Source organism: Bacillus sp. NEB1478 (genome assembly GCF_031582965.1).
In the GTDB taxonomy this organism is placed as follows: Bacteria; Bacillota; Bacilli; order Bacillales; family Fictibacillaceae; genus Fictibacillus.
Map to the genome: position 1 here is coordinate 3,145,063 of NZ_CP134049.1, position 16,367 is coordinate 3,161,429.

The 16,367-nt window shown below is 40.4% G+C and carries 14 protein-coding genes and 1 riboswitch; of the genes, 2 read left to right on the top strand and 12 right to left on the bottom strand.

Features of this window, described 5'->3' with window-relative positions; translation table 11 throughout:
* Positions 1 to 79: 79 nt before the first annotated feature.
* A complete protein-coding gene (locus RGB74_RS15845; protein WP_310760260.1) occupies positions 80 to 1,123 on the top strand; it encodes an acyltransferase family protein in 1,044 nt (347 codons plus the stop codon).
* A 44-nt stretch (positions 1,124 to 1,167) separates the two neighbouring features.
* Here RGB74_RS15845 and RGB74_RS15850 read toward each other — a convergent pair whose 3' ends face one another.
* The 6 genes from RGB74_RS15850 to hutP all read right to left on the bottom strand — a co-directional run bounded on the left by RGB74_RS15850 (position 1,168) and on the right by hutP (position 7,651).
* Positions 1,168 to 1,425 carry a helix-turn-helix domain-containing protein gene (locus RGB74_RS15850; protein ID WP_310760261.1) on the bottom strand — a complete coding sequence of 86 codons (258 nt, stop codon included), beginning with the start codon at positions 1,423 to 1,425 and terminating at the stop codon, positions 1,168 to 1,170.
* Complete coding sequence (gene hutG, locus RGB74_RS15855) at positions 1,418 to 2,392, bottom strand: formimidoylglutamase (RefSeq protein ID WP_310760262.1); 975 nt, start codon at positions 2,390 to 2,392, stop codon at positions 1,418 to 1,420. Before hutG ends, RGB74_RS15850 begins: the two co-directional genes overlap by 8 nt.
* Positions 2,367 to 3,638 (bottom strand): imidazolonepropionase, encoded by a 1,272-nt coding sequence (gene hutI, locus RGB74_RS15860; protein ID WP_310760263.1) that lies wholly within the window; start codon positions 3,636 to 3,638, stop codon positions 2,367 to 2,369. The genes hutG and hutI overlap by 26 nt, the downstream gene beginning before the upstream one ends.
* A 13-nt stretch (positions 3,639 to 3,651) precedes the next feature.
* A complete protein-coding gene (gene hutU, locus RGB74_RS15865; RefSeq protein WP_310760264.1) occupies positions 3,652 to 5,313 on the bottom strand; it encodes a urocanate hydratase in 1,662 nt (553 codons plus the stop codon).
* An 18-nt stretch (positions 5,314 to 5,331) separates the two neighbouring features.
* Entirely contained in the window at positions 5,332 to 6,858 is a 1,527-nt protein-coding gene (gene hutH / locus RGB74_RS15870) for a histidine ammonia-lyase (RefSeq protein WP_310760265.1), read from the bottom strand.
* Positions 6,859 to 7,216: 358 nt separating this feature from the next.
* Positions 7,217 to 7,651 carry a histidine utilization transcription antiterminator HutP gene (gene hutP, locus RGB74_RS15875; protein ID WP_310255711.1) on the bottom strand — a complete coding sequence of 145 codons (435 nt, stop codon included), beginning with the start codon at positions 7,649 to 7,651 and terminating at the stop codon, positions 7,217 to 7,219.
* A gap of 185 nt (positions 7,652 to 7,836) precedes the next feature.
* On the opposite strand from hutP, the gene RGB74_RS15880 reads away from it, so the two are divergent.
* Positions 7,837 to 8,295 carry a hypothetical protein gene (locus tag RGB74_RS15880; protein ID WP_310760266.1) on the top strand — a complete coding sequence of 153 codons (459 nt, stop codon included), beginning with the start codon at positions 7,837 to 7,839 and terminating at the stop codon, positions 8,293 to 8,295.
* A gap of 10 nt (positions 8,296 to 8,305) precedes the next feature.
* Here the strand turns inward: RGB74_RS15880 and RGB74_RS15885 are convergent, their stop codons facing one another.
* The 6 genes from RGB74_RS15885 to spoIIP form a co-directional block, all read right to left on the bottom strand.
* Positions 8,306 to 9,424 carry a GerAB/ArcD/ProY family transporter gene (locus tag RGB74_RS15885; protein ID WP_310760267.1) on the bottom strand — a complete coding sequence of 373 codons (1,119 nt, stop codon included), beginning with the start codon at positions 9,422 to 9,424 and terminating at the stop codon, positions 8,306 to 8,308.
* Positions 9,425 to 9,866: 442 nt separating this feature from the next.
* Complete coding sequence (locus RGB74_RS15890) at positions 9,867 to 11,186, bottom strand: TrkH family potassium uptake protein (RefSeq protein WP_310762904.1); 1,320 nt, start codon at positions 11,184 to 11,186, stop codon at positions 9,867 to 9,869.
* 35 nt (positions 11,187 to 11,221) lie between these two features.
* Positions 11,222 to 11,881 carry a potassium channel family protein gene (locus tag RGB74_RS15895; protein ID WP_310760268.1) on the bottom strand — a complete coding sequence of 220 codons (660 nt, stop codon included), beginning with the start codon at positions 11,879 to 11,881 and terminating at the stop codon, positions 11,222 to 11,224.
* A 266-nt stretch (positions 11,882 to 12,147) separates the two neighbouring features.
* Positions 12,148 to 12,304, bottom strand: a riboswitch (cyclic di-AMP (ydaO/yuaA leader).
* A 77-nt stretch (positions 12,305 to 12,381) separates the two neighbouring features.
* Complete coding sequence (locus RGB74_RS15900; protein WP_310760269.1) at positions 12,382 to 13,164, bottom strand: undecaprenyl-diphosphate phosphatase; 783 nt, start codon at positions 13,162 to 13,164, stop codon at positions 12,382 to 12,384.
* A gap of 107 nt (positions 13,165 to 13,271) precedes the next feature.
* The gene (gene cls / locus RGB74_RS15905; protein ID WP_310760270.1) at positions 13,272 to 14,777 is read right to left on the bottom strand and encodes a cardiolipin synthase; all 1,506 of its coding nucleotides are present in this window, start codon (positions 14,775 to 14,777) and stop codon (positions 13,272 to 13,274) included.
* Between the two features lie 162 nt (positions 14,778 to 14,939).
* Positions 14,940 to 16,091: a stage II sporulation protein P gene (spoIIP, locus tag RGB74_RS15910; RefSeq protein ID WP_310760271.1), complete on the bottom strand. Its 1,152-nt coding sequence runs from the start codon at positions 16,089 to 16,091 to the stop codon at positions 14,940 to 14,942.
* Positions 16,092 to 16,367: the final 276 nt, after the last annotated feature.

Sequence of the window (16,367 nt, forward strand, 5' to 3'; positions counted from 1 at the left end):
AAGGTTGGGAATTATAGTAGAAAAGAGCGAAATTTATACGAATACTTAATATGGTGAATTTTTATTGGAGGAATTTTGAATGAGTACTGCAACACGCGAACGCGATTACTATTTTGATAACGCCAAATTTATTTTGATTTTTCTGGTCGTGTTCGGACACTTCATTTCTCCTATAAAAGGACAGAATGAGTGGCTTTATACGATTTACAACTTTATCTATACGTTTCATATGCCTGCTTTCATATTAATTGGCGGCTTTTTCACAAAAGGTGTATGGCGAGATGGATATTTAACTAAAATTTTCAAAAAGATTTTCATTCCTTATTTGATCTTTCAAATTGTTTATAGTTTTTTCTATTATGACTTATACGGAAAAAGCGAAATGAAACTCGATTTCTTTGATCCGCATTGGACACTCTGGTTTCTGTTAAGCTTGTTATTCTGGAACGTACTGTTGAAACTATTTGTAAAAATGAAACACCCGCTAATCTTAGCGATAGGTATAGGCGTAGCAGTAGGCTACATTCATGAACTGGGGACTTTCCTTAGTCTGATGAGAACTTTTGTCTTCTTCCCGGTTTTCTTACTGGGACATTTGCTTGAAAAAAGAGACTTCAAAAAAATAATGAAGCCTTCACGAAAAGCAGCTGCAGCCGTATTCTTGGTCGTTTTATTCATCACTTATCATTTCTTTTTACCAAATGGAATGAAAGAATGGTTTCTAGCTTCATCCTCCTACTCTGAAATCATAGGGTATAAGACGTGGTTTGGGGGATTGATCAGACTTGTGATGTACGGTGTGATGTTTCTTGCTACGTTTAGTGTTTTGGCGCTGATCCCAAGGCGAAAAATGTTCTTCACAGCGTTTGGTGAAAGAACTTTATACATCTATCTTTTGCATGGGTTTATCTTGAAGTATTTGTTTACAACAGAGCTTTTTGCATCAATAAAAGAAAACGGTTTGTACTTCATGCTGCTTTTCTTTGCTGTAATCGTTACATTATTCTTGGCCAGCAAACCTGTTATCGCAATCGCACAGCCATTAATCGAGCTTCGCTGGTCTAAACTTAAACAACTGTTTAAACAAAAGCCATCTACACCATCCAGGCCGCAAGAAGAATAATTGATAATAAGATAAAAAGTCTGCCATATTCGGCAGACTTTTTTTTACACTAAATTATAGAATGCTTGTTTAGCTTCTGCCAGCACTCGTAAAGGGAGTTTGTCTGCCAGTTTATATGTTTCTTTTTCATTCAGCTCTAACGCAATGACTAGCTTTTCGATTTTTTCCTCAGAAGGAATCATTCTGCCTTTTTCGATATCTGCCATATACTGTGGTGTAATGTTCAATCTTCTCGCAAGTTCTGATTTGCTTAATCCTTTTTGTTTTCTGGAAGTTTCGATAAATGTTCCAAACTCACCCATTTTCATTTCCTCCCATTCTATTCGAATAAAATAAGGTAAACTGCATGATTAAGTAGGCAGCGAGTCGGCTTGTCATATTTCTAAAATCAAGAGTGGGATCAATCTCTACTATATCCATCCCCTTTACAGACTCATTCTGCCCAAGCCACTGAATGCCTTCGATTAATGACTCACTGTCCAAACCGCCAGGACCGATCGCAGGACATCCAGGAGCAAATGCCTGATCCAGTACATCCATATCCAGTGAAATATATATGTTATCTGTTGTCTGTTTTAACTGTTCAACTGATTTTTTCAGCAAAACGAGCAAGCTTTCTCGTTTTATATCACCCATCGTATAAACAGTTACGCCATGCTCTTTTGCATAATCATGATAAAGCTTGCCATTAGCAAAATCACGGATACCGAGCTGAATGAGCTGATCACCGGAAATGATCCCTTTTTCAATAAGCTGTCTGAATGGAGTACCGTTTGAAGGACCTCCATCTTCAGTGTTCCTTAGATCAAAATGAGCATCAAACTGAATGATGCCGACTTTTCCTCTCGTTTCTTGAAACGCCTGAATGGCACCTGCTGAGACGGAATGATCACCGCCAAGTGTAATCACAACTGCTTCACGATGCTCTTCTTGAATCTCTTTTAATACCGAATGTATGCGGGCCTGTGATTGTAAGAGGTCTGTAACATGCATCTCAATATCACCAAAATCTGTTATAACGTGATCCCACATGTCTTTTTCAAGCTCAATACTGTACGTAGAAAACGACTGCATCATTGCTCGAATCGTCTGCGGTGCTAAATGAGCTCCCGAATGTGAAATCGAGGTTTTCGAAAGAGGCGCACCTGCTATTGCTACCCCTTTCACCTGTTCACCGTTCCACTGCTTTAAAAGCTGACCTGCTTTCTTAATACCTCTGTCTGTAAATGGCGGCTCTCCCGTTTTAAGAAGAAAGGGTATAGTTTGCATGTGAATCCGCCCTTCCTGCCACCACTTTTCCGTTTTTCCATACTTTGTTCACGTGGTTCACACCATAATGATAAGGAACATATTTGTAATTCGGCACGTCCCATAAGACAAGATCTGCATTTCTGCCTTCTAACAGACTGCCTGCAGCATTCCCTCTGCCAATTGCGTAAGCCGCATTAACCGTAACAGCGTTCCAAATTTCTTCCGGAGACATTTTCAGCTTTAAAGCTGCCAAGTTCATAATGAATTGAAGATTTTCGGTAGGTGAACTCCCGGGATTAAAGTCCGTGGATAATGCAACGGCTGCTCCGCTTGAAATCATATCCCGTGCAGGTGCAAAATGTTCCTTTCCTAAATAAAACGTTGTTCCCGGAAGAAGTACGGCAATCGTATCGGATTCTCCTAACATACGAACGCCTTTCTTACTTGCACCGACTAAATGATCAGCTGAAATGGCGCCAATCTCGCAAGCCATTTCCGTTCCGCCAAGAGGATCGATCTCATCGGCATGGATCTTCACACCAAAGCCTGCTGTTTTTGCTTTTTGCAGGAAGATGCGCGATTGTTCAACCGAAAACACGCCGGTTTCACAAAAAATATCAACAAACTCAGCTAAGCCTTCTTTCGATATTTCCTTCAGCATCGAAAGCATTTCTTCCAAAAAAGCTTCCGGTCTGCCTTTGTATTTTTCCGGAATCGCGTGAGCTCCTAAAAACGTTGAAACCAAATCAATTGGATGGTTTTCATTCAGTTTCTTAGCAACTCGCAGCTGCTTCATTTCTGTTTCTTTATCCAATCCATAGCCACTTTTCGCTTCCATCGTCGTAACACCATAAGTTAAACATCTGTTTAAATGAAACAGACCTTTTTCATAAAGAGCTTCTTCACTCGTTTCACGCGTCGCTTTTACCGTGGAATGAATCCCGCCGCCTTGTGCTAAGATCTCCAAGTAAGGAACTCCTTGCTGCTTTAAAGCAAGCTCATGTTCACGGGATCCACCAAACACAAGATGTGTATGGGGATCCACTAAACCAGGAGATAAAAGTTTGCCTGTACCGTCAATCGTTTCTTTTGCTTGTAAGTGAGTTGCTTCTTCACGAGTTCCGATAAAAGCGATTTTGCCGTCCTTTATTCCGACAGCTCCATTATCGATCACTTTAAGCTCGTTCATTTCTGCACCGCGCAGTGCCCTGTTCTCACCTTGGGGAACGATAACTTGTGAAGCAAAAATTAAAGTATCCAGCATAAGTAACACTCCTTTATTCGTTAATCATCGGCAAGTTTACGCCTTTTTCTTTCGCTGTTTGGATCGCTAAATCATATCCCGCGTCTGCATGTCTTACGATTCCCATACCAGGGTCACTCGTCAGAACGCGTTCCAATCGGCGTGCAGCCTCTTCTGTTCCGTCAGCCACAATGACCATTCCTGCATGAAGCGAGTAGCCCATTCCAACACCGCCGCCATGATGAACAGAAACCCAGCTCGCACCGTTTACTGCGTTGATCATTGCGTTAAGAATCGGCCAGTCTGCAACTGCATCGCTGCCATCCTGCATCGCCTCTGTTTCACGGTTTGGAGAAGCAACAGATCCGCAATCCAGATGGTCACGCCCAATTACGATTGGTGCTGACAGCTCGCCATTAGCTACCATTTCATTAATAATTCTTCCAAACTTCGCACGTTCTCCGTACCCTAGCCAGCAAATGCGGGAAGGAAGTCCTTGGAATTGTACTTTTTCCTGCGCCATCTTAATCCATTTGCAAAGATGTTCGTTATCGCTGAACTCACGTAAAATAACTTCATCTGTTTTACGGATATCCTCTGGGTCACCAGATAATGCTACCCATCTGAAAGGACCTTTTCCTTCGCAGAATAATGGCCTGATAAACGCTGGAACGAAACCTGGGAAATCAAAAGCATCCTTCACACCTTCATCTAAAGCAACTTGTCTGATATTGTTCCCGTAATCGAAGACAACAGCTCCTTTTTTCTGCATATCAAGCATCGCTTGAACATGAATCGCCATCGACTCTTTTGATTTTTCAATATACTGTTCCGGATTGCGCGTACGCAGTTCTGCTCCTTCTTCCATAGAGAAACCGACCGGCAAGTAGCCATGCAGCGGATCATGAGCTGACGTTTGGTCAGTTACCAAGTCAGGAATCTCACCCATCTCAATAAGTTTTGGTAAAATTTCAGCAGCGTTTCCAAGTAATCCGATTGAGAGAGGCTCACCTTTTTCTGCATATTCTTTTGCAAGTTTCAAAGCTTCTTCCAAGCTGTCTGTTTTTCTATCTAAATATTTTGTGTCGAGTCTTCTTTGTATTCTTGTTTCATCCACATCGATCGCGATGACTACTCCGTCATTCATCGTTACAGCTAGTGGCTGTGCGCCTCCCATTCCGCCAAGACCGGCCGTAAGGGTAATCGTTCCTTTTAATGACCCGTTAAAATGCTTTCGGGCCGCTTCCGCAAATGTTTCATATGTGCCTTGCAGAATGCCTTGTGTTCCGATATAGATCCAGCTTCCTGCGGTCATTTGGCCGTACATCATAAGGCCGCGTTTTTCTAAATCACGGAACGTATCCCAGTTCGCCCATGCCGGAACAAGATTTGAGTTAGCAAGCAGTACACGAGGTGCATCACTATGAGACTTGAATACTGCAACGGGTTTACCTGACTGAACAAGAAGAGTTTCATCGTTTTCCAGTTTCTGAAGCGTTTCTACGATTTTATGATAAGAATCCCAGTTGCGGGCAGCTTTCCCGATTCCACCATAAACGACGAGATCATCCGGGTTTTCTGCCACTTGGCCATCAAGATTATTCATCAGCATACGCATAGCAGCTTCCTGCACCCATCCCTTTGCTGTCATCTCTGTTCCGCGTGCTGCTTTTATCGTTTGTTTTACGTTTGTCATAGTAATTGCCTCCTCTAATTAGTGTGGTAGTTTTTCGGTTTTCGTTTCTATTAAAATATCGTTCCACGATTGATCCAGCATCCAAGAAGCAATCGCTTCCATATCACGATGGAACATGCGGTCACAGTGGATTGCGGGACTAACTTTTCTGCCGTGCTCATATATTTTCTTTGTTTTCGGAGCTAACTTTTCCGGTCCTCTAAAATCTGCAGCCTGCATGGCACAGATTAATTCAACCGCAAGCACACGTCTCGCATTTGCAATGATCTGAGCAGCATGTCTTGATGCGATCGTACCCATACTCACATGATCTTCCTGATTGGCAGAAGACGGAATAGAATCAACACTCGCTGGGTGTGCCAATGTTTTGTTTTCCGATACGAGTGATGCTGCAGCATATTGCATAATCATCGCACCTGATTCAAGACCAGGATTTGGACTCAAGAAACCTGGCAGATCACTTAATTGCGGATTTACCATCCTCTCGATGCGGCGTTCGGAAATGTTCGCCCACTCTGCTGCTGCCAGTTTCAAGAAATCCATTGCAAATGCGATCGGCTGTCCGTGAAAGTTGCCGCCAGAAATAATCTTGTTTCCATTATCAAAAATAAGCGGGTTATCAGTTGCCGCGTTCATTTCGATCTCTAGCTTCTCCTTTACATATCCAAGTACTTGCCATGAAGCACCATGCACTTGAGGAATGCATCTTAACGAGTAGGCATCCTGAACTCGTACTTCACCTTGTTTTGTTGTTAGCTGGCTGCCTTCTAAATAACTGCGCAGCCTTTCAGCTACTTCAACCTGTTCCTTGTAACCTCGTGCGATGTGTACATCTTCATCAAAAGCATCTGTAATTCCTCTTAATGATTCTGTTGTCAGTGAAGCAATCGCATCGGCCATCAGCCCGATCCGCTCTGCTTCGATATAAGCCGCTATTCCTTGCGCAGTCATCGCCTGTGTACCATTGATCAAAGCCAAACCTTCTTTAGCAGTTAATACGACCGGCTCTATCCCTGCTCTCATTAATGCGTCTTGTCCCGGCATGCGTTCACCTTTATAAATCGCTTCACCCTCGCCTACTAAAACGAGTGCTAAATGTGATAACGGAGCCAAGTCACCGCTTGCACCGAGTGATCCTTGCTGCGGGACGACCGGATGCACGCCATGGGCAACAAGATCAAGCAGTCTTTCGATCACAACAGGCCGAATGCCAGACAATCCTTTTAATAGAGCATTTGCTCGTAAAATCAGCATGAGTCTGCTGATTGTCTCAGGAAACGGGTCCCCGATTCCACATGCATGGCTGCGAATTAAGTTTAATTGCAGTGTTTCAACATCATCTCTTGAAATAAAGACATCACTAAACTTTCCAAATCCAGTTGTGATACCATATACCACTTTTCCTGAATTCACGATTTCTTCAACCGCTTTACGGCTGTCAGCAACTTTTTTCATGCTTAATGGACATGCTTCAACCGGTTCATTTCCGTGCAAAATTCGTTTAATTTCTTCCATGGACAGTGTGTTTCCCGTTAATGTAACCATGATTATCCCTCTTTTTCTAAAAGATTGTTGTTTTTGAATGGTGTTATGATGCCCCATCGCTGCTTCGTTGATTGGAGTGTAAGGTGCGAGACTCCTCGAAAATGGAAAACCACATTTTCTTCGTGCGCTATATAGCTGCCGAAGCCTTCCATGTCCTGCGGGATCAGCGGGACAGGTGAGACCCTTAAAGGCGCAAAGCGCCAGGGGGCTCACCGCAAGCCCCGCGGAAAGCGAGCATCCTGAAACGGAGATCAACTACTTTCACAAACAACAGCCGAGAACCAAACAAAAAAGAGCGCACTCGAAAGAAAACTCTTTCGAATACGCCCCCTCATCACTAATAACTATGGGCAGTTATTTAAATATGGTTAATGCCAAGACCGATCGCTTCATGCTCAAGTCCCTTTACAGGAGCTCCGATCGTTCCGTATAAAGCAACTGCTATCCAGTCGCCCTCTTCTTTTTTTTCATACGGATTCCCGCGTACTACGATAAAGCGCAGACCTACCGTCCTAAGAACAGTTCCAAGCTGTACCTGTCCACGCGTCACACCATGAAAAGCTTCCATGATCGCATGATACAGTGAATGTGTTTCACGATAGATTCCTGTATGAATGACACCTTCATTTTTAGCAGCTGTTTCAATAGCCGCCACTACTTTTTGAGAATCCATAGAACCGGCTTTGCCTGTGCAATACTTCCAGCCTTGTTTCTCAATCTCTGATAAATAGCTCTCATCAAGAACACCTAACATGGCCATTTTTCCTAAAAGCCTGTCATTGGATAATGCCATAATTTATTCACTCTTTCTGCTCGCAGCTAATCACTACCTTTAGTGTATGCGTTTCCAATTTGTCCGTCAATTCCCTTTCAACAACTTATCACGTCATCAGAATAAAGGATGGATTCTACGTATAATCTATCAATCTAGCGGCAACACTGTGATTAAATAAAAACAACGGAAATGAGGGCTGCTGGATGCTGCATGTTCAAAAAGAAATTACATTAGCTTCTATGTTAAGAACTCCGCAATTTGAGGAAGATGTGAATAACTTTTTTATCGCTTATGATCAAGGACATAACCCAGTACTATTGCTTCCAACTACTAAAGGTTTCTTGCCGGAGGAACAACTTTACGGAATTGCTTTTATAAAAGATGAAAATAATTCGTACCAATTTTCACTTTCTGATACGATCATGCCATTTAACCTAAATGAAGCGACATTGATTCATGACCAGCTCGGATTCTTTTTCGGTCCTGAAAATAACATGCTCACACACTTTTTTAAGGGAGATACTTATGGAGCTTATGTAGTATGGACGAAGAACATGGTGAAACAGTTGATTAACGAGACACTTCAAGAGTGGCATAACACATCTGATCAGCAGCAGCGTGAAAAGCATAAAGACCGCCTAACTCAATTACTGCAGGCATAATTAACAAACTTTAAGAAGAAGAGGAGCTTTGTTCACTGTTAGCTCCTTTTTTCTTTATCATCTTCCGGATAAATGTCACTGCAAAGAGAAATGGTATGTAGCTGACCGCCAAATAAAATCCCACTTTATTTGTGTAATTATTTAGCATGTTGATTTTGAAACGGCTATCTAAAAGAATACACGCAAACAGAGCGATAGCCAGAACAACAATGAGTGTATAATGCTGCCGAACATTAAGCATTAATTTTGCAATACGGCTTGAACACCAGATCGCCAGCGTGATATTTGGCAAAATTACTAAACACCAGACTGATACGAAAATATAATCAAATCGTTCTACGAATGAAACTTGTACAATTTTCACCATTGAAAGAGTTGCCCAAATATTCCTTGCCAATTGTTCCTGACTAAAGAAGGCAAATGAAAACAACGTAACGAGAAGATACATCATAAAGGTAAAAATGTTTGCATGATGAGCAAACTTTTGTGATTTTTTCGCATTTTTAATAAATGGATAAAAAACCAGAATCGTTTCAAATCCAAGATAGCTTAGCATCATATTTTTAGTGGCAGTTAAATAATCCTTAATACTCTCATCGAAAACTGGCAATAGGTTAGAAAAATGGGTGAAGTGCAGCGGATAAACCAATAGACCGATAAGTGCGAGCGGGATAACAACACCAAGAAAGCATACCCCTGCTACCGTTCGAAAACCCGCGGATACGACATAATACGTTAAAATCAAAAATACAACAGCAAGCTTCCAAGTATTCAGCGTTGGAAACATCCATACTTGAATAACTTCTATGTACGTTCGCAGAACCGTAATCGACCATAAAAGAAAATACAAAACAATAGCGAGATTGAATATATTGCCTATAAAACCTCCAAACAGCGTTTTGTGAATTGTGACAATATCTCCGCCGCCATTGTCGAGCACATAATAAATCATCCATATCAGAATGTGAACAAAAACAGCAGCAATTATGACAGATATCCAGGAATCATATCCAGCATATTTCGCTATGATTCTTTGATAACCTAAAACACCGACACCGACTTGTTCAGAGTGTATGAGGAAAAACACAAGAAAGGGAGAAACAAGGAAAACTTCTTTAATTTTCTGCATCACTTCTTATCCTTTCGTCCGGCCATTTTATCTTGTTATAGCTTTCCCACCCTTTTCATAATTAACCCAATAATAACTAGATTTTTGTAACTGCCTCAAATCAAAATGGTGATCGACGTATAATATGCGAGACTGGTGTCGAATGATGTCGGTTCGTGGTTATCCCGAAATTAACGTGGAAATATGGCCGTTTAACGTGGAATTATTTGAATTACCGTGGAATAAATAAGATTTACCGTGGATATATGGTGTTTAAAGCTTTAGTGAGGCTGAAAAAGTTCTTGTTTATTAGGTTTTGAAGATGGAATGGTCCATCTTCTTCCGAATTGGTCTTATTTATGGTCGGTTTTTCACCTTTTTTGACCGGAATCTTGCTAACATTAAAAATATAAAAAAAACCTAACCCAAAATGTTCATTTGAGTTAGGCTTTTCTCAATCTCATCATCCTGTTAATACTTCACCGTCAGGATAGCGGATATTTTCTCTTTTTGGTGCTGCTAAACTGAACAGCAGCGTTAATGGTCCAAGTTTTCCAAAGATCATTACTGCCATAATCACTATTTTGCTGACCAGCATTAGGTGCGGGCTCAATCCCATACTTAGCCCGACTGTACCAAATGCAGAGACAACCTCAAAAAGAATTACCATAAAGGAGTCTCCTTTTTGAGCATACGTTAAGATGAAAAGTGCTATAAATACTACCATTAAAGAGATCATCGTAATGGCTAGCGCCCGGAAAATAACCGCATTACGTATTGTACGTTTTAAAATTACCGTTTCATCTTTTCCTTTAATAAAAGTCAAAACAGTAAAAAGAATCACGACAAACGTTGTTAACTTAATACCTCCGCCTGTTGAAGCACTACCTGCTCCTACAAACATTAGCAAGGTCATCAAGAGAGCTGTATCTGGCTGAATCGCTGTCATATCAATGGAGTTGAAGCCAGCAGTTCTTGGAGAGATTCCTTGAAAATAAGCGGCCCACAGTTTTTCCGCTCCTGAAAGTACACCTAATGTTTTCGGGTTATTAAACTCGAATAAATAAACGAGTAAAATAGCTAAAATGTTTATTGCAAATGTAGAGATAATCATCACTTTTGTATGAAGTGTTAACTCTTTCCACGTTTTACTCACCCATAAGTCAATCAATACAGTAAATCCAATTCCACCAGTAATGATAAGCCATGTAATAACAAGGTTAACCGTTGGATCACCTACATATCTCATCAATCCATCTGACCATAGCGCAAATCCGGCATTATTATACGCTGAAATCACGTGGAAAACGCTATAATATACACCTTTTGAAAAGCCCATATCCGGTACCCATCGTATAGAAAGAATAGTAATTGCTATGATTTGAATACTAATCGAAAAGAGAAATAAATTTCTTACAAGCCTAATAACCCCGCCTAAAGAGGGCTGATTAAGTGCTTCTTGCATTAGCATTCTTTGCTTAATCGATATTTTTTTTCCAAGCATAATTACGATAAGTGAAGCAAATGACATAACGCCTAGACCGCCGACTTGGATTAAGAAAAGAATGACGATCTCACCGAATAAAGTAAATGTCGTTCCTGGATCAACGGTCACTAGACCTGTAACGGTAGATGCAGACGTTGCAATAAAAAAAGCATCCACCCATGACAAAGTCTTCTCGTGAGCAATTGGCAGTTTTAACAAAACAGCTCCAACAATGATTAAAAACAAAAAAAGCAAAGCTAAAATCTGCGGCGGCTTTAAAGAAAATGGGTGGTACATAAATTGTCTTGATTTATTAACAAACAGTGCCAAATTTACACTCCCTCATCCTCAAAGCGGTTTAAATCCTCATTGCGCCCAATGACTACAAGAACATCTCCATAATTGAGTTCTACATCCGCAATAGGTGAAACAAGAATATCATCACCGCGTTTAATCGCTACAATATTACATCCGAAACGGGCACGAACATCTAAATCAGTTAATGTTTTATTTACTAATTTATCTGTTACACCTATCTCAACAATACTATGTTCTTGTGATAACTCGATAAAATCAATAATTTTTTCCGATGAGATAAGCTGTGCGACTCTTAGTGCCATATCTCGTTCCGGATGGATAATACGGTCTGCTCCTAGTTTTTCCAGTACTTTATGATGGTAGTCATTTTGAGCTTTAACCCATACTTTATTTACTCCAGCTTCTTTTAAAAGCAATGTTGTCAAAATACTTGACTGTATATCTTCACCAATTGAAACGATTACGTGATTAAAGTTGCGAATTCCTAAAGACTGCATGACCTTCTCATCTGTAGAATTAGCTTGTACTGCTTGTGTTGCAATTGTAGCGAATTCGTTTACTTTTTCCATATCCTTATCAATTGCAAGGACATCATATCCCATTTCAGCAAACTCTCTCGTAATACTACCGCCGAAGCGACCCAATCCTATTACTGCAAACTGCTTTTTTTTCATAATTGATTATTCTCCCCTTAAACTCATTTCGAAGTTTTGCTTTGTTGTTCCCTAGCCTAGCTGGTTAAGAGGGTCACAAAGAATTTATAAAGAAAACTTAGCTAAAATGCTAGACTGTTTCCGCCAGCTTTAGTTGCACTCATACTTTAAACTTAAACTTGTCACTACGTCGTAATTCATCCAAGTAGCCAGTTATCTTTATGGAAGTGAAAAAACAAAAAAAAGACCACACAAAAAAGCGGGTCTGGTTACTCACCATTTTAGACCTCTCCAGTGACATGACGCTTACGGGGTTAGCTGTCGGATTAGGGATTGGAGTATCCCTTTTTGCGTTGTGCAAAATTCACCCCAAAAAATTGGTTCCCCCGCTTTACAATGCTCTTCTTTATTAAGAATTAACTGTAAATTCAGCGATCTAAAGCCTGCTAAATTTTGAATTACATATACTGTAATCCTCCATATATTAATTGTCAATCCATTTTTATAGGTTCACAAATACTTTACATTTTCCCTGAAAATTGAAGAGTAAGAACGACGATTCCAACTAGCCAGACATAGATTGCAAAGCCTTTTAATGTTCCTGTTTGCAGCAGTTTAATCATCCATTTCACCGCAATGTAACCAAATAGCGCAGATGCTACAGTACCTAATGCCAGTACCTCAAAAGAAACAACTGGAGCTGAACCCGTGAAAAGGTCTTTTGATTGAAGAACGACCCCGCCTGCTATCGATGGGATCGATAATAAAAAGGAAAAGTAAGCTGCTGCTTTTTTATCAATTTTACAAAACAGCGCTGCCGCGATCGTTAACCCGGACCTCGACACAGCAGGAAGTATAGCTGCTCCTTGAAACGTACCGATTATAACGGCATCTCTTATTGTAATTTCCTCTACTCGTTTGTAGCCATTTCTTTTAAACGAATCAGCCCACCAAAGAAGCAAGCCTGTAGCTAAGAACTCCCACCCGACTGTTATGCCTGTCTTAGAAATCTCCTCAAAAAAATCTTTAAATAGCAGTCCGATTGCAGCAGTTGGAATCGTTCCTGCTATGAGCAGGATACCCGTACGTCCAAAGGGTTTTTTTAAAACCTGTAAAATTTCCTTTCCATAGACTGTCATAACAGCAAGAAGCGTTCCGATATGCAGCATGCTGTCCAGAAACAATCCCGCTTCGTCTAAGTCAAACAGCTTGCGACCTAGTAAAAGGTGACCTGTAGAACTAACAGGCAGGAACTCAGTCAATCCTTGAACGATTCCTAAAATAACAGCCTCTAACCAATCCATAAAAAAAGCCCCCTCAAGAATTGATTGTTTCGTACAACCTTATTCTCAAAGGGACTCTTCTATACCTTAGTTTTTTGATAAACCGCGAATCTCATCACTACATCTATTTAAAGTACGCCTGAAAAGAGACGGGCAAATGATTCTTTTGTTCGTTCATAAAGACCTCGCTTGTAAAATTCAACTGGGCGCAATTTTTTTGAATCTTCCATGTCACTTTCATATTGTTCCACTAAATCATTAACGGACTTTGTGTTTAATAAGAAAACATTGACCTCAAAATTCAAATGAAAACTTCTCATGTCCATATTTGCCGTTCCGATCGAAGCTGTATCTCCATCAACTATAATGACTTTTTGATGCAGAAACCCTTTTTGATACGAATAAATCTCGATCCCTGCACGAAGCAGTTCTGGAAAGTAAGAACGTGTCGCATATTGCGTTAAAAACCCATCGTTGATTTCTGGAACCATCAGCCGCACTTGAATCCCTTTTTGGGCAGCGATCCTTAAAGCAGTTCGTATGGCAATGTTTGGCACAAAGTATGGAGTAGCTATCCATATCGATTTTTCAGCACAAGAGATCAGTGAATAATACAGATCACTCATAATGCCCAGCTGTGTATCAGGTCCGCTCGCCACTACATGAACAGTGCCATCTCCGTCTGACGGGTACGCTGTTGTTAGATGATCATCTTCAAGCAAGTCTTCTCCGCACACATATTCCCAGTCCATTAGGAAGATGGCATGCAGAACCTGTACCGCCTCACCTTCCATGACCATATGTGTATCACGCCAAAATCCAATATCAGGATTTTCGCCTAAGTACTCAACCCCCACATTTAAACCGCCGACAAAACCTACCTTGCCATCGATTACTACAATTTTTCTATGGTTTCGGAAATTAAGCTTTTGATTAAAAAATCCATAACGAACCGGCAGGAATGCCTGAACTAAAACTCCAGCTTTTTTCATCCGGTCTATATCTTGCTGCTGTAAGGATAGACTGCCTACTCCATCGAATAGAAATCTTACCTTTACACCTTCTTTCGCTTTTTGAATCAAGATATCAATGATTTCTTTACCAAGGCGATCAGAGCGAAAAATATAAAACTGAATATGTATGTATTCTTGCGCTTCTAACAGCCTTTTTTTAATCTCCGGAAAGGTTTCTTCACCATTTTCAAGGATTTTCGTAGCTGTTTTTCTATTTAAACGAGTCAGAGTAATATGGTGAGCATGTTTTGCAAAATTGGTTTGATGCCTTTTCAGATCACTGAAATCCGGTTTTTCATCTTGCTTCGAAACACGTATCCACTCGTCTCTATCATTTTTCCGTTTGGATTTAAATAAGTATCCTTTTAAATACAGTTGTCCGGAATACAAATAAAACATATATCCGAAAAACGGGAAAAAAATGAGAACATAAATCCATAAGAGGGTATGCTGTGCCGTTCGGTTTTCCAGCATTAACGAATAAATTGTGTAAATGATTACAGATGAATATAGGAGTACAAATATCGTTTTGATAATGAATAATCCTTGTGTGAAAAATACAACGTATATTGAAATAAGCAACAATATGGTGAGAAAAAACTCCCAGATCCTTCTTTTCATGTAATAGCTCCTTCTTCCCAGTCTACCAATTACTTTTTTATTCCCTACTCTTTAGAAATAAAACAAACCCCTATTTCTTTTTATACCATTTTTGCTTACTATTTGCAGAATATGTTACTTCATACAAAAAAACACCCGAAAAGCCCGGGCGTTTTTAAATGTTTATTCAGCTTTTACATTCTTCTTGTCCCAATAATATTGAGCAACAGCATCTGCAACGGCATCGGCACTTCTATACAATTCATCCATATTGTTATCTACTCCCCCGAACTCGATTAGCAAGGAGTTTGATGATAAATCCTGATTGTACACGCCATTTCCTTTTGTTTTGTTCTTACCGATAACTCCCCTGCTAAGTCCAGGGAATTTTTTGCTGAGAATTTGGTCAAGCTCCTTAGCCATCTCCTGATTTTTTTCGAAATGAGGATTTGCTGTTCCAATTACAAATAAGACACGTGCATATGGCTTGCCGTTTATAGTGGCGGTCGTTGTTTTTCTGCGGGAAGAATCCCTGTGAAGATCAAAAATTAATTGCAAGTCCTGGTTGCTTGCCATCGCACTCTGTACAAGTGTTCTGGACATCGGATAGCTTTTCCGGTAATCGGTATTATTTTTTCTTAAAAGCTCTGTCATATTCGTCATATCTACTGATGTTCCAATTCCATGTGCTTCTAGGTCCTCCCCTAGTTTTTTTCCAACCATCGTGATGTTAACTTTTGAATGGATGGCATGATCTGGATTGGTTACACCTTTTAAATGCGGCAAAAAGGATTCCCAGCTATGTGAGTGATAAATATAGGCTACTGTCTTCCCTTCTGTCGTTTGATTCGGCTGATTGTCTGAATCATTTGGTGACGGGTCCTCAAGTCTCTCAATATCCTGCACTTCAGCATCTTCTCCGCTCAACAGAAGTTCCATCGGCGGGGGTGATTCATAGCCGATATTGGTGTAATCCGTCCCTTTCCCTGCAACAATGATCGTTGAATCGTAAAGGGCGAATCCAGGAAGTTCATTGCCTAACAAGCTTCTGATATCACCAGGCTTAATGCTTGTTGCCAGTTCCAGCAAAACGCTGGATAAAGCTGGAGGCTTACTTTCTTTTGGAAGTTCCTGAGTAAAGTACCGGTTCTCCCAGCCTACAAAATATACGAGAGCTTCACCCGAAAAATCGGTCAGCCACTTATGCATCATCGAAGAGCTCAGCCTGTACTTGTGCTCAAATGAAGTGATAAAACTTGTGGCTATTACAATAAATAGCATGGCTCCTGCAACTAAAATTGGTAGACGTTTCATATTAATCTGCGGGGTAAACATTCGTCCTCCTCCACTTCTTAAGTCGTTTCTATCACATCTTATGCAGGAGAAAATTTAAATAGAATCTATTCTATGAAAAAATAATAGAGAGGGGGGACTGACCCCAAACAATTTATTTCCTTTGCTATTTTCGAGATTTGCTTATGTGTGTTTACTCAACTTCTGCCTATGTTTATTATTACTTTTCTATTTAAATGCTTTTAAATATAGATATTTACCACTTCCAAATTTCCGCTGCTGTTAGTAATCTCGAGCTCAAAAAAAGAGGAATATTAG

Coding starts and splice junctions, on each gene's coding strand:
- cls (WP_310760270.1), bottom strand. CDS start 14,777: ATGAAAAGAAGGATCTGGGAGTTTTTTCTCACCATATTGTTGCTTATT.
- RGB74_RS15900 (WP_310760269.1), bottom strand. CDS start 13,164: ATGGATTGGTTAGAGGCTGTTATTTTAGGAATCGTTCAAGGATTGACT.
- spoIIP (WP_310760271.1), bottom strand. CDS start 16,091: ATGTTTACCCCGCAGATTAATATGAAACGTCTACCAATTTTAGTTGCA.
- RGB74_RS15885 (WP_310760267.1), bottom strand. CDS start 9,424: ATGCAGAAAATTAAAGAAGTTTTCCTTGTTTCTCCCTTTCTTGTGTTT.
- RGB74_RS15845 (WP_310760260.1), top strand. CDS start 80: ATGAGTACTGCAACACGCGAACGCGATTACTATTTTGATAACGCCAAA.
- hutU (WP_310760264.1), bottom strand. CDS start 5,313: ATGACAAACGTAAAACAAACGATAAAAGCAGCACGCGGAACAGAGATG.
- RGB74_RS15850 (WP_310760261.1), bottom strand. CDS start 1,425: ATGGGTGAGTTTGGAACATTTATCGAAACTTCCAGAAAACAAAAAGGA.
- RGB74_RS15890 (WP_310762904.1), bottom strand. CDS start 11,186: ATGTACCACCCATTTTCTTTAAAGCCGCCGCAGATTTTAGCTTTGCTT.
- RGB74_RS15895 (WP_310760268.1), bottom strand. CDS start 11,881: ATGAAAAAAAAGCAGTTTGCAGTAATAGGATTGGGTCGCTTCGGCGGT.
- hutI (WP_310760263.1), bottom strand. CDS start 3,638: ATGCTGGATACTTTAATTTTTGCTTCACAAGTTATCGTTCCCCAAGGT.
- hutH (WP_310760265.1), bottom strand. CDS start 6,858: ATGGTTACATTAACGGGAAACACACTGTCCATGGAAGAAATTAAACGA.
- RGB74_RS15880 (WP_310760266.1), top strand. CDS start 7,837: ATGCTGCATGTTCAAAAAGAAATTACATTAGCTTCTATGTTAAGAACT.
- hutP (WP_310255711.1), bottom strand. CDS start 7,651: ATGGCATTATCCAATGACAGGCTTTTAGGAAAAATGGCCATGTTAGGT.
- hutG (WP_310760262.1), bottom strand. CDS start 2,392: ATGCAAACTATACCCTTTCTTCTTAAAACGGGAGAGCCGCCATTTACA.